The organism is Proteus sp. G2675, from assembly GCF_963886535.1.
Taxonomy (GTDB): domain Bacteria; phylum Pseudomonadota; class Gammaproteobacteria; order Enterobacterales; family Enterobacteriaceae; genus Proteus; species Proteus mirabilis.
This window is the reverse complement of the sequence record NZ_CAWPCB010000055.1, coordinates 1-23,256: the sequence shown is the minus strand read 5'-3', so window position 1 is coordinate 23,256 and position 23,256 is coordinate 1. Positions and strand designations below refer to the sequence as shown.

Annotated in this window: 22 protein-coding genes; 20 read left to right on the top strand and 2 right to left on the bottom strand. The window is 40.4% G+C overall.

Annotated elements, in window-relative coordinates; genetic code table 11:
• Positions 1-54 precede the first annotated feature (54 nt).
• Positions 55-594: a hypothetical protein gene (locus AACQ49_RS17965; RefSeq protein ID WP_231316187.1), complete on the top strand. Its 540-nt coding sequence runs from the start codon at positions 55-57 to the stop codon at positions 592-594.
• Between the two features lie 140 nt (positions 595-734).
• Here AACQ49_RS17965 and epmB read toward each other — a convergent pair whose 3' ends face one another.
• The gene (gene epmB, locus AACQ49_RS17960) at positions 735-1,763 is read right to left on the bottom strand and encodes an EF-P beta-lysylation protein EpmB (RefSeq protein WP_004249278.1); all 1,029 of its coding nucleotides are present in this window, start codon (positions 1,761-1,763) and stop codon (positions 735-737) included.
• Between the two features lie 43 nt (positions 1,764-1,806).
• On the opposite strand from epmB, the gene efp reads away from it, so the two are divergent.
• The 19 genes from efp (at position 1,807) to AACQ49_RS17865 (ending at position 21,887) form a co-directional block, all read left to right on the top strand.
• Complete coding sequence (gene efp / locus AACQ49_RS17955) at positions 1,807-2,373, top strand: elongation factor P (protein WP_004245698.1); 567 nt, start codon at positions 1,807-1,809, stop codon at positions 2,371-2,373.
• Positions 2,374-3,255: 882 nt separating this feature from the next.
• Positions 3,256-3,732, top strand: coding sequence for an RpiB/LacA/LacB family sugar-phosphate isomerase (locus tag AACQ49_RS17950; RefSeq protein ID WP_004249279.1), 477 nt, complete (start codon positions 3,256-3,258; stop codon positions 3,730-3,732).
• Positions 3,733-3,969: 237 nt separating this feature from the next.
• A complete protein-coding gene (locus tag AACQ49_RS17945) occupies positions 3,970-4,590 on the top strand; it encodes a 4Fe-4S dicluster domain-containing protein (protein WP_004245695.1) in 621 nt (206 codons plus the stop codon).
• 1 nt (position 4,591) lies between these two features.
• Complete coding sequence (gene hyfB / locus AACQ49_RS17940; RefSeq protein WP_004250169.1) at positions 4,592-6,607, top strand: hydrogenase 4 subunit B; 2,016 nt, start codon at positions 4,592-4,594, stop codon at positions 6,605-6,607.
• Positions 6,608-6,619: 12 nt separating this feature from the next.
• A complete protein-coding gene (locus AACQ49_RS17935) occupies positions 6,620-7,570 on the top strand; it encodes a respiratory chain complex I subunit 1 family protein (RefSeq protein ID WP_012368421.1) in 951 nt (316 codons plus the stop codon).
• Between the two features lie 6 nt (positions 7,571-7,576).
• Positions 7,577-9,025, top strand: a complete 1,449-nt coding sequence (locus tag AACQ49_RS17930) for a hydrogenase 4 subunit D (RefSeq protein WP_012368420.1) — start codon at positions 7,577-7,579, stop codon at positions 9,023-9,025.
• An 11-nt stretch (positions 9,026-9,036) separates the two neighbouring features.
• A complete protein-coding gene (gene hyfE / locus AACQ49_RS17925; RefSeq protein WP_004245691.1) occupies positions 9,037-9,687 on the top strand; it encodes a hydrogenase 4 membrane subunit in 651 nt (216 codons plus the stop codon).
• A 4-nt stretch (positions 9,688-9,691) separates the two neighbouring features.
• Positions 9,692-11,260, top strand: coding sequence for a hydrogenase 4 subunit F (locus tag AACQ49_RS17920; protein WP_004245690.1), 1,569 nt, complete (start codon positions 9,692-9,694; stop codon positions 11,258-11,260).
• A gap of 1 nt (position 11,261) precedes the next feature.
• Complete coding sequence (locus AACQ49_RS17915) at positions 11,262-12,995, top strand: hydrogenase large subunit (protein WP_004245689.1); 1,734 nt, start codon at positions 11,262-11,264, stop codon at positions 12,993-12,995.
• An 11-nt stretch (positions 12,996-13,006) separates the two neighbouring features.
• On the top strand, positions 13,007-13,561 hold the full coding sequence (hyfH, locus tag AACQ49_RS17910) for a hydrogenase 4 subunit H (protein WP_004245688.1): 555 nt from the start codon (positions 13,007-13,009) through the stop codon (positions 13,559-13,561).
• Positions 13,558-14,340, top strand: a complete 783-nt coding sequence (locus AACQ49_RS17905) for an NADH-quinone oxidoreductase subunit B family protein (protein ID WP_004245686.1) — start codon at positions 13,558-13,560, stop codon at positions 14,338-14,340. Before hyfH ends, AACQ49_RS17905 begins: the two co-directional genes overlap by 4 nt.
• The gene (locus tag AACQ49_RS17900) at positions 14,333-14,743 is read left to right on the top strand and encodes a formate hydrogenlyase maturation HycH family protein (protein WP_004245685.1); all 411 of its coding nucleotides are present in this window, start codon (positions 14,333-14,335) and stop codon (positions 14,741-14,743) included. Before AACQ49_RS17905 ends, AACQ49_RS17900 begins: the two co-directional genes overlap by 8 nt.
• Positions 14,740-15,240, top strand: coding sequence for a hydrogenase maturation peptidase HycI (hycI, locus tag AACQ49_RS17895; RefSeq protein ID WP_004245684.1), 501 nt, complete (start codon positions 14,740-14,742; stop codon positions 15,238-15,240). The genes AACQ49_RS17900 and hycI overlap by 4 nt, the downstream gene beginning before the upstream one ends.
• A 417-nt stretch (positions 15,241-15,657) precedes the next feature.
• Positions 15,658-16,650: a glycosyltransferase gene (locus AACQ49_RS17890; protein ID WP_004245683.1), complete on the top strand. Its 993-nt coding sequence runs from the start codon at positions 15,658-15,660 to the stop codon at positions 16,648-16,650.
• A 400-nt stretch (positions 16,651-17,050) separates the two neighbouring features.
• On the top strand, positions 17,051-18,634 hold the full coding sequence (locus AACQ49_RS17885; RefSeq protein WP_161778819.1) for an ABC transporter substrate-binding protein: 1,584 nt from the start codon (positions 17,051-17,053) through the stop codon (positions 18,632-18,634).
• Positions 18,619-19,602 carry an ABC transporter permease subunit gene (locus tag AACQ49_RS17880; RefSeq protein WP_161778818.1) on the top strand — a complete coding sequence of 328 codons (984 nt, stop codon included), beginning with the start codon at positions 18,619-18,621 and terminating at the stop codon, positions 19,600-19,602. Before AACQ49_RS17885 ends, AACQ49_RS17880 begins: the two co-directional genes overlap by 16 nt.
• Entirely contained in the window at positions 19,599-20,411 is an 813-nt protein-coding gene (locus AACQ49_RS17875) for an ABC transporter permease (RefSeq protein ID WP_004245680.1), read from the top strand. The genes AACQ49_RS17880 and AACQ49_RS17875 overlap by 4 nt, the downstream gene beginning before the upstream one ends.
• Positions 20,405-21,208, top strand: a complete 804-nt coding sequence (locus AACQ49_RS17870; protein WP_004245678.1) for an ATP-binding cassette domain-containing protein — start codon at positions 20,405-20,407, stop codon at positions 21,206-21,208. Before AACQ49_RS17875 ends, AACQ49_RS17870 begins: the two co-directional genes overlap by 7 nt.
• Before the next feature lie 67 nt (positions 21,209-21,275).
• Entirely contained in the window at positions 21,276-21,887 is a 612-nt protein-coding gene (locus AACQ49_RS17865; protein ID WP_004250173.1) for an ATP-binding cassette domain-containing protein, read from the top strand.
• A gap of 101 nt (positions 21,888-21,988) precedes the next feature.
• Here the strand turns inward: AACQ49_RS17865 and AACQ49_RS17860 are convergent.
• Positions 21,989-23,256: autotransporter domain-containing protein (locus tag AACQ49_RS17860; protein ID WP_237612789.1), on the bottom strand; the 1,268-nt coding region annotated here is incomplete at its 5' end.

Genomic DNA, 23,256 nt, shown 5'->3' with positions numbered 1-23,256 from the left:
TACGCTATTGGTGCGTTAGAGCCGGGAAATTATAGTCTAGCCAGAGATCATTCTTTGAAAATTAATGTAGCTATTAGTTCTGGATTTTCAATTGGTGCTAGGCCTTATTTTTTAGATTCTAGTACAAAGATAACAGTCCATGCATTAAAAGCCTGCGATGTGACGCCACAAACAGCAACATCGATTAATTACCGTAGTCAAATAGCACAAAATTTTGCTACACCGACTAAACTTGATGAGAATATTGCCAGTATAAATGTTGATTGTCCCTATGCTGGGAATGTACATATCACATTAAGACCGTTTAATATCTTAGTCAAAGGCAGTAATACGGGAATGGAATTAACCGGCACTAAAGCGCAGGAAAGCGGTAATGCATTGCCTTATGTGGTGACTTCGCTAACTAGCCAACAACAAAATACTATTTGTGAACCTAATTCCAGTGATGCATTAAGTTATGTCGGTAGTAATAAATTAGTTAATGCTATGCCCAAAGTTTTTAATCAAACGTTATATTTTAATCTTTGTGCAAATGGTAATATTCCCGCAGATAGGTACTCGGGCAGTGTCGATGTAGCGATTTTAGTCGAGTAATATGCATTAACGTAATATTGGGCAAATAAGAACGCGATCATTCTTATTTGCTTTTTATGAGGTACTACTATTTTTACCGGATAGGCCTATTGTCTAGGCCAAATAACGGTATTCAATGTTATTTTATAAGTTCCTATCCACTATACTTGTCGTAAGCCTAAATCAAGCAAGGTTTTGCTTGGCTCTCCTCCAATTTCACGCGTGAGTTTAGGAACCATATAGCCAGAGACAAGACTCATTAATGATTTCATTATTTCGCGCGCTTCACTGTCTGGTACCATAAAATGAGCCGCTCCCTGTACTTTATCTAGCACATGAAGGTAATAAGGCATGATGCCTGCGTCAAATAGTGCACGACTTAAATCAGCAAGGGTTTGGGCATTGTCGTTAACCCCTCGCAGTAATACCCCTTGGTTTAATAGCGTAACATGGGCATTTTTTAGTTTTAAGCAAGCTTCTCTTAACGCATCATCAATTTCATTTGCATGATTGATATGCAATACCATAATATTTTGTAAACGTGACTGCTGTAAGCGCTGACATAACCTATGAGTAATACGCGCAGGGATCACCACAGGTAAACGAGAGTGAATACGTAAACGTTTAATGTGGGGGATGGCTTCTAGCTGAGTAATTAACCAATCTAGCTCGTCATCTTTGGCCATCAGCGGATCGCCACCCGAAAAGATGATTTCATCGAGTTTTGGGTTATTTTTGATATACTCTATTGCCTTTTGCCAGTTAGCTTTGTTTCCCTTGTTATCTTCGTAAGGAAAATGGCGTCGGAAACAGTAACGGCAATTGACAGCGCAACCACCTTTGACCAAAAGCAATGCACGATTCTGATATTTATGTAATAAACCCGGCACCGCATTTTGTTGCTCATCTAATGGATCCGTAGAGAATCCCGGCGTTAGGGTAAATTCAGCATGTGCAGTTAATACTTGTAAAAGTAATGGATCGTTAGGATCGCCTTTTTTCATGCGCGCAACGAATTCACGGGGAACCCGTAAAGGAAAAAGTCGTCTCGCCTGAGCACCCCGTTGTAGTTCAGCGTGATGTTCCAGCGCTAAAAGTTGGAGTAATTCAACAGGATCACTGATTGCCTGCGCGAGTTGTGTTAACCAGACTTCTCTGGTGGTGTGATTATGAGTTACAATGTGTGCCATTTTTGGCTATGCCATTTTAAATTAAAAAAGTTAGAGGATATTCATGGCTTCTTATAATACCAACGATTTTCGTTCAGGTCTTAAAATCATGTTAGATGGCGAGCCAGCCGTCATTACTGAATGTGAATTTGTGAAACCAGGTAAAGGTCAGGCATTTGCTCGTGTGCGTCTGCGTAAACTGATTTCTAACAAATTACTGGAAAAAACCTTCAAATCTACTGATTCTGCTGAGGGTGCAGATGTCATGGATATCAACTTAACTTACCTGTACAACGATGGTGAGTTCTGGCATTTCATGAACAACGAAACCTTTGAACAATTAGCTGCAGACGAAAAAGCGGTTGGCGAAAATGCTAAATGGTTGATTGACCAAGCAGAGTGTATCGTTACACTGTGGGATAATCGTCCTATTGCTGTTGTTCCACCAAACTTTGTTGAGTTAGAAATCGTTGATACCGATCCGGGTCTGAAAGGGGATACTGCGGGTACAGGCGGTAAACCAGCAACATTAAGCACTGGCGCTGTGGTTAAAGTACCTCTGTTCGTACAAATCGGTGAAGTGATTAAAGTGGATACGCGTTCTGGTGAATATGTATCACGCGTAAAATAATCATCGCGATTATTTTCCCGAACGTTTATACCAATATAAAATACCACATATGCTCTCTTGATTGTGGTATTTTTATTTTATACGCAAAAAATTTGATAAATATAACAAATTATCTTTAAAAAAATTGATTAATTTACTTTAATACGGTGTTTTATAAAATCGTTATATAGATAAGTGATATAATATAAAATCAATATATTATTTCATTCTTTATTTATGCCAAAACAGCATGAGCAATGCCAGATTGGAATTGGTAAAAAATAGCCATTTTTTTACAATGTAGTTGTTGATTATTTTGGTAAAGATAATCCACAGCAATATTTATTTAATTTATTTTGACCTTTCCTTTTAGAGATATTGAAGAATATAGATAAAAACTGTAATCCTGTAATATTATTGATATTTATTTTTATTTTTTTTGTACTAGGGAAACTATTTCCAATATAATACTATATCTAAAATATCTCTTTTATTTTTTCTTTTCTTATGTTTCGTTCTTATTTATCTGATAATTAGCACTTTTTATACTAGATTGATGCTTTTTGGTCTTTTTTCTATACGTAAATTCTCTTAAGTGTAAATTCATAATCAGATTAGTATATTATTTTAAAAAAATTTTTTCCTATCCTATAAACACAATTTTATTGTCATTAATTTTTTTTGATTTTCATCAAAAATAAAACCTTATGATTATGATGGTTATTTAAAATTCTCTAAATTGATTACAGAGAAATTTAAAATTTTTGAATATAAATAAAATATTTATCGTCTATACTTTAATAAGTAACAACTCATTGAGTGAGATATTTTTATTTGGTTTTAATGATTATCAATCAGATATCTTTTCTTTGACCATGACTCTCAATTTATTTAGGAGGCGATATGGAACAGAAAATAATTGTTATGGGGGCAGATCCTTCAGGTTATGAGCTTAAAAATGCCGTCAAATCTCATCTACAAGCAAAAAATTACACAATAAAAGATATTACCGAATCAGGGCCTATTGGTTATTGTGATGTTGGTGATAAAGTAGGCGCTATTATTTCAGAACATCCTGAATATATTGGTTTTGTTTTTTGTGGCACAGGGATGGGAGTAAGTATTAGTGCTAATAAACATAAAAATGTTTATTGCGGGGTTTGTGAGAGTGTTACCACTGCGCGTTTTTGTAAAGTGATTAATAATTGCAATATGCTAGCCATGGGGGGTTTACTGATTACTCCCTTTAAAGCCAATATGATGGTAGATGCTTATTTATCTGCAACCTTTACACAAGGGTTTTCTGAAGCGACCCCAGATGATTTACAATGTGGCTTACAGACCATGAAAGAAGTTGAAAAGCGCATTTATACTGACTAATCCCTTTTTTGTAAGCCTGCTTTTGCAGGCTTTTTCAATCATATCACTCTTTCCCACCACTTAAGTGTCAACGTCATAATTGTCGACACGTCATCAAGCAAATTAATTTTTATTTATAACATATTGATTTTTATTAAAAATAAAATATTACTGCTCTTGGCATGAAATATGCTTCATCTAGAGAAAAATTAACGACAGTCGTGAGCTGTTAAACGTTTTTCTCGGAGGATGTGGCGAATGAATCGCTTTGTTATTGCAGAGCCACAACGATGCATAGGGTGTAATACCTGTATGGCAGCTTGTTCGGAAGTACACCAAGCTGTGGGATTACAGGCGCATCCGCGTCTTACAGTGGTAAAAGTGGAGGATCAGACCGCCCCGATGCTTTGTCGGCATTGTGAGGATGCTCCTTGTGCTAGTGTGTGCCCAGTCAATGCCATTACTCATGAAGATAATATGATCTTTCTTAATGAGAGCTTGTGTATTGGCTGTAAGTTATGCGGTTTGGTATGTCCTTTTGGTGCGATTACACCATCAGGCAGTAAACCCGTTAACTTACCGGCTGTGTTTGACCATTTTGTGCCTGAAGAGATGCTGGCAGATGTGCCCGCAAGTCTTCCTACTACCAATCCATTCCTTGCATGGAATGCGGGTATTCGCGCAATAGCAGTGAAATGTGACTTGTGTGCTTTCTCAGATGAGGGGCCTGCTTGCGTAAAAGTCTGTCCGACAGATGCCTTACATCTAGTTGAAGAAGATAGCCTTGAAGAGCAGATGAAAGCGCGTCGTTTAGACTCTGTGATGGAACCTATGACAAGTCTTGATGATCTATCTACGTTGACACAGGAGCGCAAGTAATATGGAACCTCTTCAGTTACTGATGTGGTCAATCATCCTGTATGTTGTTGGTGGCGTTATTGCACTGTTTTTAAAGAAACAGGAAGGATTGGCAATCCTAATATCGGGGATCAGCGCAATCATCGGTGGTGTATTAGGTGTTTTAAGCGCATTACCGGTTATTTTAAATGGTGAAACAATCAGTTTTGCTATGGCTGGGCCATTTGATTTCGCCGCTTTTGTGGTGCGTATGGATATGCTTGGCGCCTTTATGGTGTTTGTCATTTCTTTACTCGTCACTGTTTGTGCGTTGTATTCACTCTCTTATGTTCAAGAATACAAAGGTCGCGGCGCATGGAGTATGGGATTTTTTATGAATCTCTTTATTGCTTCCATGGTAGGACTGATTGTTATGGATAATGCGTTTTACTTTATTATCCTATTTGAAATGATGTCGTTAGCATCTTGGTTCTTAGTAATCGCTGACCAAGATGACGAATCTATCCACGCCGGTTTACTCTACTTCTTTATCGCTCACGCAGGCTCTGTGCTAATCATGATAGCCTTCTTCTTAATGTGGCGTGAAAGCGGTAGTCTTGATTTTGATTCATTCCGTCAACTTTCTCTTTCCCCTGCAATGGCTTCTGTGGTGTTCTTACTGGGCTTCTTCGGATTTGGTGCCAAAGCCGGTATGTTGCCATTACACAGTTGGTTGCCAAAAGCGCACCCCGCAGCACCCTCTCACGCTTCAGCATTAATGTCTGGAGTGATGGTGAAAATTGGTATTTTTGGCATCATCAAAGTAGGCATTGATTTATTAGGTGCTTCACAAATGTGGTGGGGAATTGTCGTTCTCGCATTCGGTGCTGTCTCTTCTGTATTAGGGGTTATGTACGCATTAGCAGAGCACGATTTAAAACGTCTACTTGCATGGCACACCGTTGAAAATATCGGCATCATCTTGATGGGCGTGGGAGTTGGCATGGTAGGTATGGCAACCGATCATCCAGTGATTGCCGCTCTCGGTCTGCTTGGTGCGTTATACCACTTATTAAACCACGCGGTATTTAAAGGATTATTGTTCTTAGGTGCCGGAGCCATTATTAATCAAATTCACACTCGTGATATGGATAAGATGGGTGGATTAGCCAAACTAATGCCTTACACTGCAACGGCATTCTTAATTGGTTGTATGGCAATTTCAGCATTACCGCCATTAAATGGTTTTGTGAGTGAGTGGTATACTTATCAATCACTATTTACGATGAGTTACGATGGTAACTTTGTCATGCGCTTAAGTGGTCCTATTGCCATTATTATGTTGGCAATTACCGGGGCATTAGCGGCAATGTGTTTCGTCAAAGTTTATGGCGTCAGTTTTTGCGGTGGCCCACGTAGTGAGCAAGCGACTAAAGCTAAAGAAGTACCGTTGCCAATGACCATTGCTATGGGGTTATTAGCACTTTTCTGTGTTGTATTAGGTGTGGGTGCGGCTTTTGTTGCGCCAATTATTGCCAATATTGCAATGTCACTTAGCGAAACCAGTGCATTAACAGTGACTCAAGGTGCGATATTAGTCCCTGATAGTGCATCACAAGCGATGTTCTCTCCTGCCTTAACATTTATTTTATTAATCGCCTTACCACTAATTCCATTCTTAATTTATCTCGGCTTAAAAGGTGGTCAACCTGCATTTCGCCGTAAAGGTAATCCATGGGCCTGTGGTTATGTCTGGGAAAAAGACATGGCGGTGTCCGCTGGGGGCTTTACTCAAGCACTACGTAGTATGTTTGCACCACTTTATCGTATGCGTAAACAGCTTGATCCATCACCTTGGCTTTCACGTGGCTTTAATAAAACACAGCGCGGTGCTGAAAAGGTCGAACCATTCTGGGATGAAAGCATTATTTATCCATTGGTTCGTGGTATCCAACGTTTTGCTAAACGTATCCAATGCCTACAAGGCGGCGATTTCAGACTCTATTGTCTATACGTGGTGGCAGCGCTGGTCATCTTGCTTTTAGTTATCGCAGCGTAAGGAGAGGGAATGATGACTTTCCAAGAAACACCTTCGTTTATGATGGGAATATTCGCGGTTATTCAAGCACTCTTTCTGCTGGCGATAACCCCATTATGTACAGGTATTTCTCGCCAAATTCGTGCCAAGATGCATTCGCGTCAAGGTCCTGGTATTTGGCAGGATTACCGAGATATTTTTAAATTACTTAAACGTCAATCCGTTGCCCCTGAGCAATCTGGCGTGATCTTCCAAGTGATGCCTTATGTGTTATTAGGCAGCATGTTATTAGTGGCAATGGCATTGCCTGTCTTTACGGCAACCTCTTTGTTTGGCGGTGCGGCTGACTTAATTGCATTAATTTATCTGTTTGCGCTATTTCGTTTCTTTTTCTCTTTATCCGGTTTGGATTCAGGTAGTCCATTTGCAGGTATTGGGGCCAGCCGTGAACTGACATTGGGTGTATTAGTTGAGCCTATTTTAGTGCTTTCGTTGATTGTGGTGGCATTGATTGTGGGTTCAACCAATGTCGGCACTATCAGTGCGACGCTCGCCCAAGGTTGGGTATCACCCACAGCTACACTTTTAGCCTTATTGGCTTGTGCTTTTGCGGCATTTATTGAAATGGGCAAAATGCCTTTTGACGTCGCGGAAGCAGAGCAAGAATTACAAGAAGGACCACTAACCGAGTACTCTGGCTCTGGTTTTGCCATGGTTAAACTGGGTATTGGTTTAAAACAAGTAGTGATTGCTGAGCTGTTCCTTGCCGTATTTATTCCTTTTGGCAAAGCGACTGAATTTACCTTTGTCGCGCTTCTTGTCGCCTTAGTGTTAATGGCCGTGAAATTGCTGGTCGTGTTTGTATTAGCGTCATTAGTTGAAAACAGTTTAGCGCGTGGTCGCTTCTTACTGACTCAGCATGTGACATGGTTAGGGTTCGGTGTTGCGGCACTGGCTTTTGTTTTCTATTTAACTGGTCTATAAGGAGCGATGATTGCAATGGAAAATATAGCTCTTGCGACCTTACTCATCCCATTTGCAGGGGCGTTAATTACGTCCATACTGCCAAATCGGATGGCGAAGTGGTTATGTACACTGTTCGCTTTATTAGCCACATTAGGTACTGTTGTTTTAGGTTGGCAGTTCCTCGCTGAAGGTAAAGTCGATACCACAATTACGCTAGTACAATATGGTGATGTTGCGCTATTTGGTTTTACCATTGATCGCGTCAGTACCTTAATTGCTTTTGCCGTTGTGTTCTTAGGATTACTCGTTAGTTTTTATTCAACGGGTTATCTCACTAACGGTAACCGTGAGCATCCCCATGATGGGACTCGTCGTTATTATGCTTTCCTGTTGATCTTTATTGGTGCTATGGCAGGTTTAGTACTGTCATCTACCATTTTAGGGCAACTGCTGTTTTTCGAAATTACCGGTGGTTGTTCTTGGGCATTAATTGGTTATTACCAATCAGAGAAGTCATTGCGTTCGGCAATGAAGGCATTGTTAATTACTCATGTTGCGTCAATCGGTCTGTATCTTGCAGCAGCAACCTTGTTTGTAAGTACGGGTTCGTTTGAACTAACTGCGATAGCAACATTAGATGAGCCAACAAAACTGATTGTCTTTGGCGGTATTCTGTTTGCTGCTTGGGGTAAATCAGCACAGCTTCCTTTACAAGCTTGGTTACCTGACGCAATGGAAGCACCAACACCTGTAAGTGCTTACTTACACGCTGCGTCAATGGTTAAAGTGGGTGTGTATATCTTTGCTCGTGCCATTATTTCAGCCGGTGATGTCCCTCATATCATTGGTTGGGTGGGGATCGCCATGGCGGTTATCACTCTGATTTATGGCTTTATGATGTATCTGCCACAAAAAGATATGAAACGTCTGTTAGCATGGTCAACCATTACACAGCTTTCTTATATCTTCCTCGCGTTATCTATCTCAATCTTTGGACCTCGTGAAGCCTTTAATGGTGGTGTGGCTTATATCTTTAACCACGCTTTTGCTAAAAGTTTGTTCTTCTTAGTCGCAGGTGCGCTAAGTTATAGCTGTGGTACTCGTATGTTACCGCGCTTAAAAGGGTTAATTAATAAATATCCATTGCTGGGTGTGGGCTTTTGTGTTGCTGCGTTAGCGATTGCAGGTGTACCTCCACTCAATGGTTTCTTTAGTAAATTCCCTATCTTTGCAGCAGGCTTTGAATTATCGAGTGTGTTCTGGGTAATGACACCTATTATGGTTCTGGTGCTGATTGAATCTGTTGCAAGTTTCACTTGGTTTATCTACTGGTTTGGCCGTGTGGTGCCAGGAGAACCAAGTAAAGAAGTTGCGCAAGGACAACCGGTTCCTATGGCAATGCAAATTGTGATTGGAATACTGATTATTATGTCTTTCGCATCCAGTGTTATTGCTGTGACTTGGCTAGGATAAGGGGATAAATCATGACTGGAGCACTTATTGTTAATAATTTAGCGGGGTTAATGATGATCACCTCGCTACTGGTGATAGGCGCAAGAAAGCCTATTGCTTCCTGTTGGTTTTATGCTCTGCAATCCTTTGTTTTGGTGATGATTTTTGTCACTTTAGCAAATACGCTAGATGCACATCAACTGACACTTTGGGCGATAACCGCCTTCTTTACCAAAGTTCTACTCGTTCCACTTATCTTAGGATTTGCCTTCCGCAAATTATCCGATCCGAGCGCCAATATCAGTGTCATTAAACCAGCATTATTGATGTTATTAGCCGCCGTGATTGTGATTTTATGTTGGTTTGTGGTTGAGCCAATTCAAATACCTATGGTGGCGGAATTGAAACCTGCATTAGCGGTCTCTTTAGGCCATTTTATGCTAGGTCTACTGTGTATTGTGACTCAACGAAATATCCTAAAACAAGCATTTGGTTACTGCTTAATGGAAAACGGCTCTCACTTAACACTCGCTTTATTAGCGTGGAGGGCACCAGAGTTGGTAGAAATTGGTATAGCAACGGATGCCATTTTTGCTGTGATTGTCATGGCAGTATTGGCGCGTAAGATTTACCGCACGCTCAACACACTGAACGTGGATCAACTGACCGCGCTGAAGGGGTGAGGAGATGAATCAAACAACCATGTTAACAATCTTAATGTTTGCACCGCTGGTATTTTCGATATTGGCATTTTTAAGCCCATTATTGAAAGCAGCGGCACGACCTATCGTTACAGGCATTCATACTATAGGTATTTTTGTCTTAGTCATTGCCGCGTTAGGCACTGTTGCTGATGTGATGTCCCATGGCGAAATACTGGCAGCAGCGAAATGGGTTCATGTTGATAGTTTAGGGGCACTATTTCTAGCCATTTTAGGCATCATTGGTTTTTTAACCGGCCTGTATTCTATTGGTTATATGAATCATGAAGTGGATGAGGGCGAAATTTCTGTTCGTACTTTATGTAACTACTATGGTTTCTTCCACCTCTTCCTTTTCACCATGTTATTAGCGATCACCAGTAATAACTTGATCTTGATGTGGGCCGCGATTGAAGCCACAACATTAAGCTCTGCTTTCTTAGTAGGGATTTATGGTCAACGCTCTTCATTAGAAGCTGCATGGAAGTACATTATTATCTGTAGTGTCGGTGTCGCATTTGGTCTTTTTGGCACAATTTTAGTTTATGCCAATGCAGCAAGCTTTATGCCTGATCCTGATCAGGCCATCTTCTGGACAGAAGTGTTGAAATATACACATCAGTTAGATCCAACACTGATGCATTTAGCTTTTGTATTTATTTTGATCGGTTTCGGTACCAAAACCGGGTTATTCCCAATGCATGCATGGTTACCAGATGCTCACAGTGAAGCGCCAAGCCCTGTTAGTGCGCTGTTATCTGCGGTGTTATTAAACTGTGCGCTGTTAATCATTATTCGTTACTACATTATTATTGATGCAGCAATAGGCACTGAATTCACTCGTAACCTATTGCTAATCTTTGGCTTCCTCTCTGTTGCTATCGCCGCGTTCTTTATTCTGATCCAGCGCGATATGAAACGCTTATTAGCGTACTCCAGTGTGGAAAACATGGGGTTAATTGCAGTGGCTCTGGGTATTGGTGGCCCGATTGGGATTTTGGCGGCTTTATTCCACACGTTAAACCACAGCTTAGCAAAAGCATTGCTGTTCTGCGGCTCTGGTAACGTGTTACTGAAATACGGTACACGGGATCTAAATGTCGTGAAAGGCATGTTTAAAGTAATGCCATTAAGTGCTGCATTATTTGCTGGCGGTGCTTTGGCATTAGGGGGCATGCCACCATTTAATGTCTTTATCAGTGAATTTATGATTGTTGTTGCAGGCTTAGCAGCTAAGCATATGGGATTAACAATTCTATTATTATTGTTATTAACCGTAGTATTAGGTGGATTAGTTCGTATGGTAGCTAAAACGGTATTTGGTCCAAAACCGGATGTGGTTGCCAAAGGTGAATTAGGTCTGTTAACCACACTACCGATGATCATTTTGATTGCGCTTATGTTGTTAATGGGAACACATATTCCTAAGCCAGTCAGTGAGTTATTGGAGAACGCAGCCAATATCGTGATGAATATCGATGAGAGTGGATCACCAAATTATACATGGCCAACAACGTTAATCAGCAATCCATCAATATCGGTTCAGGAGAAGTAACGTGAGCTATCAAAATTATGTCAGTAGAAAAGAGGGAAACGAACTCGGTGCGGGTTATGTTGCTAAAGTTCGAGAAAAATTCCCATCAGCTATTCTTGATGAAGAGCGACAAACCGCTGATCAATTGACGATAACAGTTAAAACGGGATCACTGCCTGAAGTGGTGGAGTATCTATATTACGGTTTAGGAGGCTGGTTACCTGTTTTATTTGGTAACGATGAACGTAGTTTAAATGGTGATTATGCCGTCTATTACGCCTTATCGATGGAAGAGGGTGAAAAGTGCTGGATAGTCGTTAAAGCACACGTTAGCCCTATTACACTTGAATTTCCTTCTGTTACCCCACGAGTTCCTGCAGCAGTATGGGGAGAGCGTGAAATTCGTGATATGTATGGTCTTATTCCTGTGGGATTACCGGATGAGCGTCGTTTAGTGCTTCCAGATGATTGGCCTGAAGATATGTATCCGTTACGTAAAGATGCCATGGATTATCGCCAACGTCCAACGCCAACCACAGAAACAGAAACCTATCCGTTTGTGAACGAAGGCAAACAAGATGCGCGTGTCGTTCCTATCGGCCCTATGCATATTACGTCTGATGAACCGGGACATTTCCGTTTATTTGTTGACGGTGAAAATATTGTTGATGCTGACTATCGCATGTTCTATGTACACCGTGGTATGGAAAAATTGGCAGAAACCCGTATGGGCTATAATGAAGTCACTTTCCTATCAGACCGTGTCTGTGGGATTTGTGGCTTTACACATAGCGTGGCATATACCACTTCTGTTGAAAATGCGTTAGGTATTGAAGTGCCTCGTCGCGCTCATACTATCCGTTCTATTTTATTAGAAGTTGAACGTCTACATAGTCATTTATTAAATATCGGTTTAGCAAGTCACTTTACCGGATTTGATACCGGTTTCATGCAATTCTTCCGTATTCGTGAAAAATCCATGCAGATTGCTGAAATGCTGACGGGAGCACGTAAAACCTACGGCTTAAACTTAATTGGTGGTATTCGCCGCGATATTTTAAAAGATCAACGTATTAAAACTATCCAATTAGTCAGAGAAATGCGCAAAGAAGTCACTGAATTAGTCGACATCTTACTTTCTGCGCCAAATATGGAACAGCGTACCGTTGGGGTCGGGATTTTAGATAAGAAAGTCGCGCGTGATTTCAGCCCGGTAGGCCCGATGATCAGAGCCAGTGGTTTTAAACGTGATGTACGCTTTGATCACCCATTTGCAGATTATGGCAACTTACCATTAACTCTATTTAGTTATGAAGGTGGGGATGTTTTCTCACGTGTGATGGTGCGTATTAAGGAAGTGCTTGATTCTATGGCAATGATTGAATATGCCTTAGATAATCTGCCGGAAGGACCGTTATTAACAGAAGGCTTTACCTACCAACCTTATAAATTTGCACTTGGTTTTACCGAAGCTCCACGAGGTGAAGATATTCACTGGAGTATGTTGGGTGATAATCAAAAATTATTCCGTTGGCGTTGTCGTGCGGCCACTTACGCTAACTGGCCAGTACTACGTTATATGTTACAAGGAAATACGGTTTCTGATGCACCATTAATTATCGGTAGCCTCGATCCTTGTTACTCCTGTACAGACAGGGTAACGCTTGTCGATGTGAAAAAACGTAAATCGAAAACAGTTTCTTATAAAGAAATTGAACGTTATAGCATCGAACGTAAAAATTCGCCGCTCAAGTGAGGGACTGAACGATGTTAAAATTGTTTAAAACCATTATCAAAACAGGCGATGCAACAACAAAATATCCTTTTAAACCATTAGAACTCCCTGATGGTTTTAGAGGAAAACCTGAGTACTCACCTGAGCAATGTATTGTTTGTGGGGCTTGTACTTCTGCATGTCCTGCGAATGCACTGACCATGGAAACCAACCTCGAAACGGGTGAACGTCACTGGCAGTTATTTATTGGTCGTTGTATTTATTGCGGCCGCTGTGAAGAAGTCTGCCCAACTCGGGCAATTGTATTATCAGATATGTTTGAAACGGCAGTCACACAAAAATCAGATCTTTATATTAAAGGTACATTTAAATTATTAAGCTGCCGTGAGTGTCATCAACCCTTTACACCTAGAAAATCTGTTGATTACGCTATGGCACTGCTGGTGCAATCGGGTTGGGATGCACAAACTGTTGAGGCAATGCGTCCACAATTTGAAACTTGCCCAGAGTGTAAACGTAAACATAACCTACTCTCTGATGGTCAAGAAAATATTAGTATGGGCAATGTCGGGAGTGTGAAAAAATGAGTCTACCAGAAATTCCCATCAATCATCATGTCAGCCAACCTATCACATTAAGTGATCAGGTGAAAAAGCTGAAAAAAACGTTATTGAAAGATATTCAACGTTCCGCGTATGTTTATCGTGTTGACTGTGGTGGTTGTAATGGTTGTGAGATTGAAATTTTCTCTGCAATTACACCTGTTTTTGATGCCGAGCGATTTGGTATCAAGGTGGTTGCTTCACCTCGCCATGCTGATATTTTGTTATTTACTGGTGCCGTAACACGCCAAATGCGTGTACCGGCATTACGTGCTTATGAATCAGCACCAGATCCCAAAATTTGTATCTCTTATGGGGCTTGTGGTTGTGGTGGTGGGATATTCCACGATCTCTATTGTGTATGGGGTGGGAGTGAAACCATCGTTCCTATTGATGTGTGGATCCCTGGTTGTCCTCCGACACCTGCAGCAACTATTTATGGTTTTGCTGTGGCATTAGGCTTATTAGATCAAAAACTAAAAGGTCAAAATCACACTGAAGTGGATAATGAGCAAGCGTCACTGTTACTGCCGTCGATCCCTCTTGATACACGCGTAATGATAGAGCGTGAAGCTCGTCGTCTTGCTGGTTATTATCAAGGGCGACAAATTAGTGATCATTTCCTCACTTTACTTGATGGTGCCACAGTACAAGAAGTCAGTGGGCGTGTTGATGAATGGTTACGCCAAGCGAATGATCCTCGTTTAGCGGAAATTGTAAAACGACTGGTGCATTCATTAAACCAAGGAGGCGTTCATGTCTGATGACGCTAAAGTTTACTTTTGGTCATTAAGACAAAAGTTTGTTGATAGCGATGATGATATACCTGAGCAGGCGCAACAAGTGATGTACTACTCGTTGGCGATTGGTCATCACGTCGGCATGATTGACTGCTTAAAAACAGAGTTGGTTTGTCCTTTAGAAAAATATCAAGCATGGATTGATTTATTACCTGAGGGGGAAGCAAAACGAAAAATGCAAGGATTGCTAACTTTCGGTGAGATCAATATCAATTCTGAACATACTCACATGTTAGCTTTAGCTTTCGATCCTATTGCCAAAAGTGATGATCCACTTTTTAGTGAGTGGAGCCAAACGCTGATTAATTTATTAGGTGAAATTGTTATAGAGCCAGCGATTTATTTGATAGTAAAGAGAAAACCATGAGTGAAACAATGACAGCACCTAAGGTCGTATTAACGGTAGGAAATAGCATGATGGGGGATGATGGAGCCGGTCCTCTGTTAGCGGATTTAATGGAAGCAAACCCGATTGATGGTTGGATGGTTATCAATGGGGGAAGTGCACCAGAGAATGTTTCTTATCAAATAAGAGCATTACAACCGCAATGTGTTGTCATTGTTGATGCGGCTGATATTGGTTTAAAACCTGGTGAAATAAGGGTAATAGATCCTGATTATATTGCAGAAATGTTTATTATGAGCACCCATAACATGCCGTTAAATTTTCTGATAGATCAATTAAAGGACGATATCCCCGATATTACTTTCTTGGGGATCCAGCCCGATCTGGTGGGATTCTATTACCCAATGACCGAAGCGGTAAGAAACGCTGTTGATAAAGTTTATCAAGGCATTAAGTCTTGGCGAGTTGATTACTTTCCTGAGCTTGAAGTCTGTGATGAAGACGATATCGAAGAATAGAAAAATTAAAGTACAAAAAACATAAAGTATAAATAAGTATCCATAAGTAAAAAACATCCGTTCTGCGGATGTTTTATATTAATGAGTGATATAAGTGTCACAACCGCCAAAAAAAGACAGTTTTGTAACTTATATCACTCATGGATAAACAGTCATCTTGAGCCTATCTTTTTTAAAAAACGCACATCCTTAACCCTTTCTTCATCAGTATCAAGACAAAATTACTTATACTTAGCCTAACTAGTGAATTTTAGAGGCCTAATTGGCTCAAAAAGCGCACTTTTTGATTAATGTTAAGTGTAACATAGCAAGATTAGCTTCATATTAAGCTAACTATCTTTGCTACCCTGAATGCCCTTAAGCAAAAATGTTCACGACAAAATATTTCTGTCTTATTAAAAAAATAAAAGGTTCGGTATGTCCTCTTCTTTTCCCCAATTAAGTATTGTGGTGGCGGTTTTTAATGGTGAAAAATTTTTACCACAGTTTTTTAATTGTTTACATGCCCAACAACTGGAAAACTGGGAACTTATTTTAGTTGATGATGGCTCTACTGATAACTCTCGTCAGATCTTAGATAAATGGGAAAAACACTTTCCCAATGTCACTATTTTAACACAAGAAAACCAAGGTGTTTCCGTTGCGCGTAATACAGGATTTGCTGTTGCAAAGGGGGAATACGTTGCTTTTCCTGATATTGATGATGTGATAGATAAACGCATGTATCCCCGATTACTTGAAATTGCCAAGGCCGATAATTTGGATGTGGCAACCTGTAATGGGAATTATGTTTATGATGATAAAAACCGACCAACACGCCCTATCTTTCCTTCAACGCGTTTAACAACCACAGAGGTATTAACCGGGCCTCAATGGCTTGAACGTGCTCTTGAATCGAAAAAGTTCTTACATGTTACATGGCTAAATATTTATCGACGTCAGTTTTTATTGGAGCATGGTTATTACTTTGAGCCGGGTTTGCATCACCAAGATATTCCTTGGACGACAGAAGTGTTATTAACGGCGAAACGGGTAAAATATATCGATGAGCGTTATTACGACTATTTTATTCATTCTGGCTCCGTGTCGCATACGACACCCGATGACCGTATTCATGTAAGAACAATTTATAACTATATGAAAATACTTGAGATGCTGGATGCTATTAATCAACGCCATGCTGAGATAGCAAAAACGATCAATGCTTGTTATTGGCAAATAGCCAAAGAAGGTTTAGGTATTATTCATTCTATTGATGCGATTAGTTCACCAGAAACCAAAAAACAGATAGTTAAGGTATTTTTTGAGCGGGGAATTTGGGCATTAATTTGGAAAAATGCGAAAGATTTTAGATTAAAATGGCGTTTAGGCCGGCGTTATTTTCGACTGAAAAAAATATTAGCAGAATAAATATAAAGGGGTGTAATAATTTGCACCCTTTATTTTTTCATTAATATACTTATCGTAAAATTAGGTTATTTCGTAAAAATAGCAATTTATTTTGTTATATGCTCACGATTAAGAATGAGCATAACCTATATAACTGATTTATTAGAAAAAAACTGTGCTCTATTTAAAAATTTGTCATATTGAACGCTATTGCTTGATGAAAGTTTATGTAAAATCAATAAAATGTTGGATATTATTCGAGTAATTCAAGAAAAGCTTTTATGATGCCAAGCAATTAATCCTTTTGTCTGCATCAATGTGCAGAACATCATAATAACAACAGTTAACTTATTTCTTTTCTGTCTCTTTCAAACAGATTGAGACTGATGATAAGTCGTATCTAAAAAATCGGAGAATATTTATGTCTATTCGGTTTAGTTGGCGAAAATCGTTTATTGCTTTATCCTGCTTAGCCGCACTTAGTGTTCCTGTTACTACTTCAGCACAAACCTTAAAATTAGCCATTGGTGAAGAGCCGACAGAAGGTTTTGATCCCATGTTAGGGTGGAGCCATGGTAGCTACTTACTGCTACACAGCCCATTATTAAAGCAAAATGCGGATCTGACTTGGTATAGCAATATGCTCAGTGATTATCAGCCTAGTGCAGAGGGCACAACATGGAAGCTGACGTTAAAACCAGATTTGAAATTTTCTGATGGTTCCCCTTTAACCGCAAAAGATGTTGCCTTTACCTATAACAATGCTGCGGCAAGTGGCGGTAAAGTGGATATGGGAAACTTTCTTTCTGCAACGGCAGATGATGATTTACATGTCACTATTGCTTTAAAAGCGCCTCAAAGTACTTTTGTTAATGTATTAGGCTCGCTAGGCATTGTTTCAGCTGATAAATATGATGAAAAAACCTATGCACAAAAGCCGATTGGTGCCGGTCCTTATCGTATGGTCAGTTTTCAACCGGGTCAGCAACTCATCGTTGAGGCAAACCCTTATTATGCGGGTAAGAAAAATGATTTCGAAAAGCTTATCTTTGTTTTTCTTGATGAAGATGCCGCTTTTGCTGCCGCTCAAAGTGGACAACTAGGGGTTGTTCGTATTCCTCCTGCCACCGCAGCCATTGCTAAAAATTTGCCTAATGTAAAATTGTGGGAAAGAGCCAGTGTTGAAAATCGTGGTATCGTCTTTCCTATGGTGAAATCAGGTGAGAAAAATGCACAAGGGTATGATATCGGTAATGATATCACTGCAGATATCGCCATCCGTAAAGCGATTAACTATGCCCTTAACCGCCAATTACTGGCAGAGCAAGTATTAGATGGATATGCAGTTCCTGCTTATACCGGCGTAAAAGGATTACCTTGGGATCAAACCGAGGCCGCATTTAAAGATGGTGATATTGAAAAAGCCAAACAAATTCTTGATGATGCGGGTTGGAAATTCAATAAAAATGGCATTCGAGAAAAAGACGGTTTAGAAGCGAAATTGACACTCTGGTACACCAGTGGTGATGCAACTCGTCGTGATTTAGCAGAATCAATTCGTGCGTTAGTGCAACCTCTTGGCATTCAAATGGATCTTAAGTCAGGAAGCTGGGATACCGTAGAGCGTTATATGCACTCAAACCCGACTTTGTTTGGTTGGGGAAGTCTTGATCCGATGGAGCTCTATCATCACTATAGTATGAATGCCGCAGGTGTGGGTTACTATAATCCTGGGTATTATAAAAATCCTGCCGTTGAAAAACATTTACAAGCAGCATTAGATGCACCGACATGGCAACAAGCGGTACCACATTGGCAAGCGGTAGAGTGGGATGGTAAAAATGGCGTCGGTATCAAAGGTGATGCTGCTTGGGCTTGGTTAATGAATATTCAGCATACTTACTTAACCGATCCTTGTGTTGATTTAGGCACTGGCGCTCCGGAAATTCACGGTTCATGGTCATTATTAAATAGCGTAGATACTTGGAAGTGGACTTGTCAGTAATACGTCAAACAGTAGGATTTTTCCTGCGATTATTATGCCTGCTGCTGGTAACAACAGCAGGTGTTTTTATTTTATTAAGTTTTTCGCCGATTGATCCGATCAAGGCCTATATCGGTAGTGATTTGCTAAACGTTCCGCCTGAGCAGTATCCGCTGATAGCGGCTCGCTGGGGGATGGATCAGCCACTATGGATGCGTTTTTGGCTCTGGTTTAGCCAGATAATCCAAGGTGATTTTGGTTATTCCATGCTCTATAACATGCCGGTTATTGATGTTATTCGCCAACGGGCAGGGCCTTCGTTTATCCTGCTTTTTTCTGCATGGCTATTTTCAGGTGTAATAGGGGTGTTAATGGGGTTAGTGGCAGGACGATATCTTAATCGTTGGCCTGATAGGATCATCTCAACCCTCTCTTATTTGCTGTCCTCATTACCGACTTTTTGGGTTGGATTGCTGTTGTTATCGCTGTTTTCGGTAACGTTACACTGGGCACCCATTTGCTGTGCATGGCCGATGGGCAGTAGTGCTGAAGCAGCCACATTGGGCCAACGTTTTTCGCATCTTATTTTACCTATGATAGCGTTAGGATTATTAGGTACAGGTAATATCGCACTGCATACTCGCGCAAAAGTTGCTGAAGTGATGGGCAGTGAATTTATTCATTTTGCTAAAGCTCAAGGTGATAAAGGTTGGGCTATGATGCTTTTTCATGTTCTACGTCATGCCATTACTCCCGCACTTTGCTTACAGTTTGCATCAATTGGTGAATTGTTAGGTGGTTCATTATTGGCGGAGAAGGTTTTTGCTTATCCGGGATTAGGGCAAGCGACAGTAGATGCCGGATTGCGTGGGGATATCCCTCTATTAATGGGGATTGTTGTATTTAGCACAATTCTCATTTTCTTTGGAAACAGTATCTCTAACCACTTGTTACGACGAATTAATAAAGGAATTTTGCGCGACTTATGATTTACGATCCCAATAAGCCTTTATTTAGACTGCTATTTGTCTCAATCGTATTAGTGGGGCTGGTTATTTATGGCTTATCTGTTTCTCATACTGATATTGTGATGGATTTTTTAGCTAGAAACCAAGCGCCATCTACTCAGTACTGGTTTGGCACGGATAATTTAGGCCGTTCACTGTGGTTACGCTGTTTTCAAGGTATGTTAAGTAGCTTAAATATCGGTGTAACTAGTGCTGTTGTCAGTGGTGCGATTGCTTTGATATTTGCTGGGATCTCCTCCATTAATCGCCATTGTGATTTATTGGTCAGAGGGGTGGTTGATGCCTTGTTAGCATTACCTCATTTACTGTTGTTGATCTTGATCTGTTTTACTTTAGGTGGGGGACAGCAAGGTGTTATCTGGGCTGTTGCATTAACCCATTGGCCCAAATTAGCCCTAATTTTACGTGGTGAAATTCAACGTATTCGTGAAGCAGATTATGTGATGCTATCTCGCCGTATTGGCAATACACCTTTTGAGTGTGTGAAAAAACACTATATCCCAATGTTATTACCGCAATGGATTGTAGGAACGTTGCTTATGTTTCCACATGCGGTATTGCATAGTGCTGCGTTGAGCTTTTTAGGTTTTGGGCAAGCAGCGCATGAGCCTTCTCTTGGATTGCTATTAGCGGATGCCTTACGTTATTTAAGTACCGGTGCTTGGTGGATGGTGTTTTTCCCCGGATTAATTTTAATGTGCTTGGTATTGATATTTGATCAATTTGCTAAAGCCATGCAGCAACTATGGTTAAGAGGGGCAGGATGTTAAGTTTTGAACAGCTTTCCATTGATATTGCGCAGTTTCGTTGGTTAGGAAAGCGCACTTGGCAGCCTTTATTAAAATCTATTTCTCTTGATATTAAACCTGGCAAAATGCTGGCTTTAGTGGGGGGCAGCGGTGAAGGTAAAAGTTTACTCCTGCAAAGTGCATTGGGACTACTACCTGCTAATATGCGAACCCGAGGCACAATTAAACTTAATGGGCATCCGTTAACCGAGCGAGAGCTTATTGCTTATCGTGGTAATACTTTTTGCTATATTCCTCAAGGTGTAACAGCGCTTAATCCGTTAATTAGCATTGGTGAACAACTGGGCCGTTCAGCGCGGTTAAGTGGTGCTGATATCACCTATGAAGATATTAAACACCAATTTGGTTTATATCACCTCTCTAGCTCGTTAGTGAAAACTTACCCCGCAAAATTATCGGGGGGAATGGCTAAACGAGTACTCGCCTGCAATGCAACATTATCTAATGCACAATATATACTGGCTGATGAGATAACATCATGGCTTGATGATGAACACGCTTGTTTATTGCTAGAGCATTTAAAAGAGTTATGTCACCAAGGTAAATCAGTCCTATGGGTCACCCATGATTTAGCTTTGGCTGCTCGTTATGCCGATACCATTGCTGTGTTGAGGCAAGGGGAGCTAAATGAGATAGTCGCTGCTAAAGCGCTTTATCATCATGGTGGGAGTGAGTGGCTAAAAACATTGTGGAATGCACTGCCTGAACAGCAGTTTTTAGATCTACAAGAGGGGGCTTGCAACCCATACCCATATTGAGTAGTGATAGATTATCTTCTTTATATACCTTTTTCTCTTAGAGAACCCTATTTTTGAGGTTATTTTTATGCCACTTTTAGCGCTACAGCAACTCTCTGTGCAACAAGCCGGTAAGATGTTATGGCATGATCTCTCTTTTTCATTAGAGGCGGGAGAGCGCTTAGGCATTTCTGCGCCAAGTGGTAGAGGAAAAACAACGTTAGGTCGTGTATTAGCACAATGGCAAATGCCGACTAGTGGGCAAATTCTTTTTAATCAGCAACCTCTGCCTAAGAAAGGTTATTGTCCCATTCAATTGGTTCCGCAACATCCTGATAAATGTTTTAATCCATTTAGAACAACCGGAGAGAGTGTACGTGATGCATGGGTGCCTGATAGCCTGTGGCTTGAAAAATTGATGATAGAGCCAGAGTGGTTAACCCGTAGGCCTAATGAGTTATCAGGAGGAGAATTGGCACGTATTGCATTACTACGAGCACTTGATCCTCGAACACAATTATTAATTGCAGATGAAGTGACTGCACAATTAGATGCACAGATCCAAGCCAAAATTTGGCAAGTATTAATCGATGAAAGTCAAAAACGTCCTTTAAGTTTAATTATCTTTAGTCACAATAAAGCCTTACTAGAAAAAGTATCTACCAGAATATGGTGGGTAGATAAGGAAAAAACATGTTGATAGTAAAAAGGATACTGGAGCGATTTTAATAAAAAAAAGCTTCCTGTATTTTGAAATATAGGAAGCAAACTATTACTACTAATTATAATAATAATAAGGAATTAAAAACGATATGTATAACCAATACCCATATGAATATCTTGATTACGATAAGGGGTCATTTGCCAATTTGTTGTCGTATTAACAGATGACTGTTTATCTAGTTGGTAAGTTAGCCCTACACTAGCAAATGGACGCTGTGCTAACTGTTTTTTGTTGTCGTTATAGTTAATTTTTTGCTGACCTAGATAATCAATATGACTTTGGAAGTCACCTTGGTGATGTGATAAATGCCATAATAAACCCGCTTTGCTGTCCAGTTTGAGTTTGGCATTGACTGTATACTCTATTCCTAATCCTATTTTTGCAAGCAATGAATGTGCATTAAGTTCTTGATAATGGACTGCAAGTTTAGTCCCTTGTGTTTCGCTATAAGCAGAGCGTGATGTTTGATTAAAAGTAAGTCCTGCAAAAGGCGTTACAGTGATAAGCTTATTGAGTGTGTAAGGATAATATCCTTGTAAATCAATATAATAACCGGAGATCTTTGCGTGGCCTTTACCCGCTTCGGTATTATCTAATATTGGTCTTTTAATCGTGACTTTGCGGTTTACATATGCCCCTTTTAATGAAAGATGTAATGCATTGCCATTCGAGGTTGGGTTTAGTGACGGGATTAAATCAACGCTAAAACCAATTAACGGTAAAGGGTATCCTTGATATTCATAGCCTGTCGGTAAAGAAGAGTAGCTATCGCTATCAATAGCAAGACCAATCACTAATGGTGTTTGATTGATATCAAAACGATAAGCTCCACTAATGCCCGTTTGTATAGCGTTGGCTTTATCAATATTTTGATAGTGTGTGAAGCCACTAAGACATGCTTTTTCAGTACCGACAGAACAGGTGGCAGAAGCGAGATAGCGCAATTGCCCTTGTTGCATCTCGATAAGTTTATAGCCGTTTTCAGCCATTAATTGCATTGATTTATAGCTGTTTTCTACATCGATTGGTTTACTGATAGCTGTCGATGATTTTGCTGTTTCTTTCTCTTTTACCTTTTCTTTAGCCTGTTGTACTTGTTCATCTTCTACAGGGGGAAGTTCTTTATCAGCTTGTAGTCTGGCTAGGCGCTCTTGCTCCGTTTTTTCCTGCTCAGCTTGCAGTCTGGCTAGGCGCTCTTGCTCCGCCTTTTCCTGCTCAGCTTGCAGTCTGGCTAGGCGCTCTTGCTCCGCCTTTTCTTGCTCAGCTTGCAGTTTGGCTAGGCGCTCTTGCTCCGCCTTTTCTTGCTCAGCTTGCAGTCTGGCTAGGCGCTCTTGCTCCGCCTTTT

Bases quoted from the DNA above. Each gene is read 5' to 3' on its own strand.
- epmB (WP_004249278.1), bottom strand. From the start codon at position 1,763: ATGGCACACATTGTAACTCATAATCACACCACCAGAGAAGTCTGGTTA.
- efp (WP_004245698.1), top strand. From the start codon at position 1,807: ATGGCTTCTTATAATACCAACGATTTTCGTTCAGGTCTTAAAATCATG.
- AACQ49_RS17950 (WP_004249279.1), top strand. From the start codon at position 3,256: ATGGAACAGAAAATAATTGTTATGGGGGCAGATCCTTCAGGTTATGAG.
- AACQ49_RS17945 (WP_004245695.1), top strand. From the start codon at position 3,970: ATGAATCGCTTTGTTATTGCAGAGCCACAACGATGCATAGGGTGTAAT.
- hyfB (WP_004250169.1), top strand. From the start codon at position 4,592: ATGGAACCTCTTCAGTTACTGATGTGGTCAATCATCCTGTATGTTGTT.
- AACQ49_RS17935 (WP_012368421.1), top strand. From the start codon at position 6,620: ATGACTTTCCAAGAAACACCTTCGTTTATGATGGGAATATTCGCGGTT.
- AACQ49_RS17930 (WP_012368420.1), top strand. From the start codon at position 7,577: ATGATTGCAATGGAAAATATAGCTCTTGCGACCTTACTCATCCCATTT.
- hyfE (WP_004245691.1), top strand. From the start codon at position 9,037: ATGACTGGAGCACTTATTGTTAATAATTTAGCGGGGTTAATGATGATC.
- AACQ49_RS17920 (WP_004245690.1), top strand. From the start codon at position 9,692: ATGAATCAAACAACCATGTTAACAATCTTAATGTTTGCACCGCTGGTA.
- hyfH (WP_004245688.1), top strand. From the start codon at position 13,007: ATGTTAAAATTGTTTAAAACCATTATCAAAACAGGCGATGCAACAACA.
- AACQ49_RS17905 (WP_004245686.1), top strand. From the start codon at position 13,558: ATGAGTCTACCAGAAATTCCCATCAATCATCATGTCAGCCAACCTATC.
- AACQ49_RS17900 (WP_004245685.1), top strand. From the start codon at position 14,333: ATGTCTGATGACGCTAAAGTTTACTTTTGGTCATTAAGACAAAAGTTT.
- hycI (WP_004245684.1), top strand. From the start codon at position 14,740: ATGAGTGAAACAATGACAGCACCTAAGGTCGTATTAACGGTAGGAAAT.
- AACQ49_RS17890 (WP_004245683.1), top strand. From the start codon at position 15,658: ATGTCCTCTTCTTTTCCCCAATTAAGTATTGTGGTGGCGGTTTTTAAT.
- AACQ49_RS17885 (WP_161778819.1), top strand. From the start codon at position 17,051: ATGTCTATTCGGTTTAGTTGGCGAAAATCGTTTATTGCTTTATCCTGC.
- AACQ49_RS17875 (WP_004245680.1), top strand. From the start codon at position 19,599: ATGATTTACGATCCCAATAAGCCTTTATTTAGACTGCTATTTGTCTCA.
- AACQ49_RS17870 (WP_004245678.1), top strand. From the start codon at position 20,405: ATGTTAAGTTTTGAACAGCTTTCCATTGATATTGCGCAGTTTCGTTGG.
- AACQ49_RS17865 (WP_004250173.1), top strand. From the start codon at position 21,276: ATGCCACTTTTAGCGCTACAGCAACTCTCTGTGCAACAAGCCGGTAAG.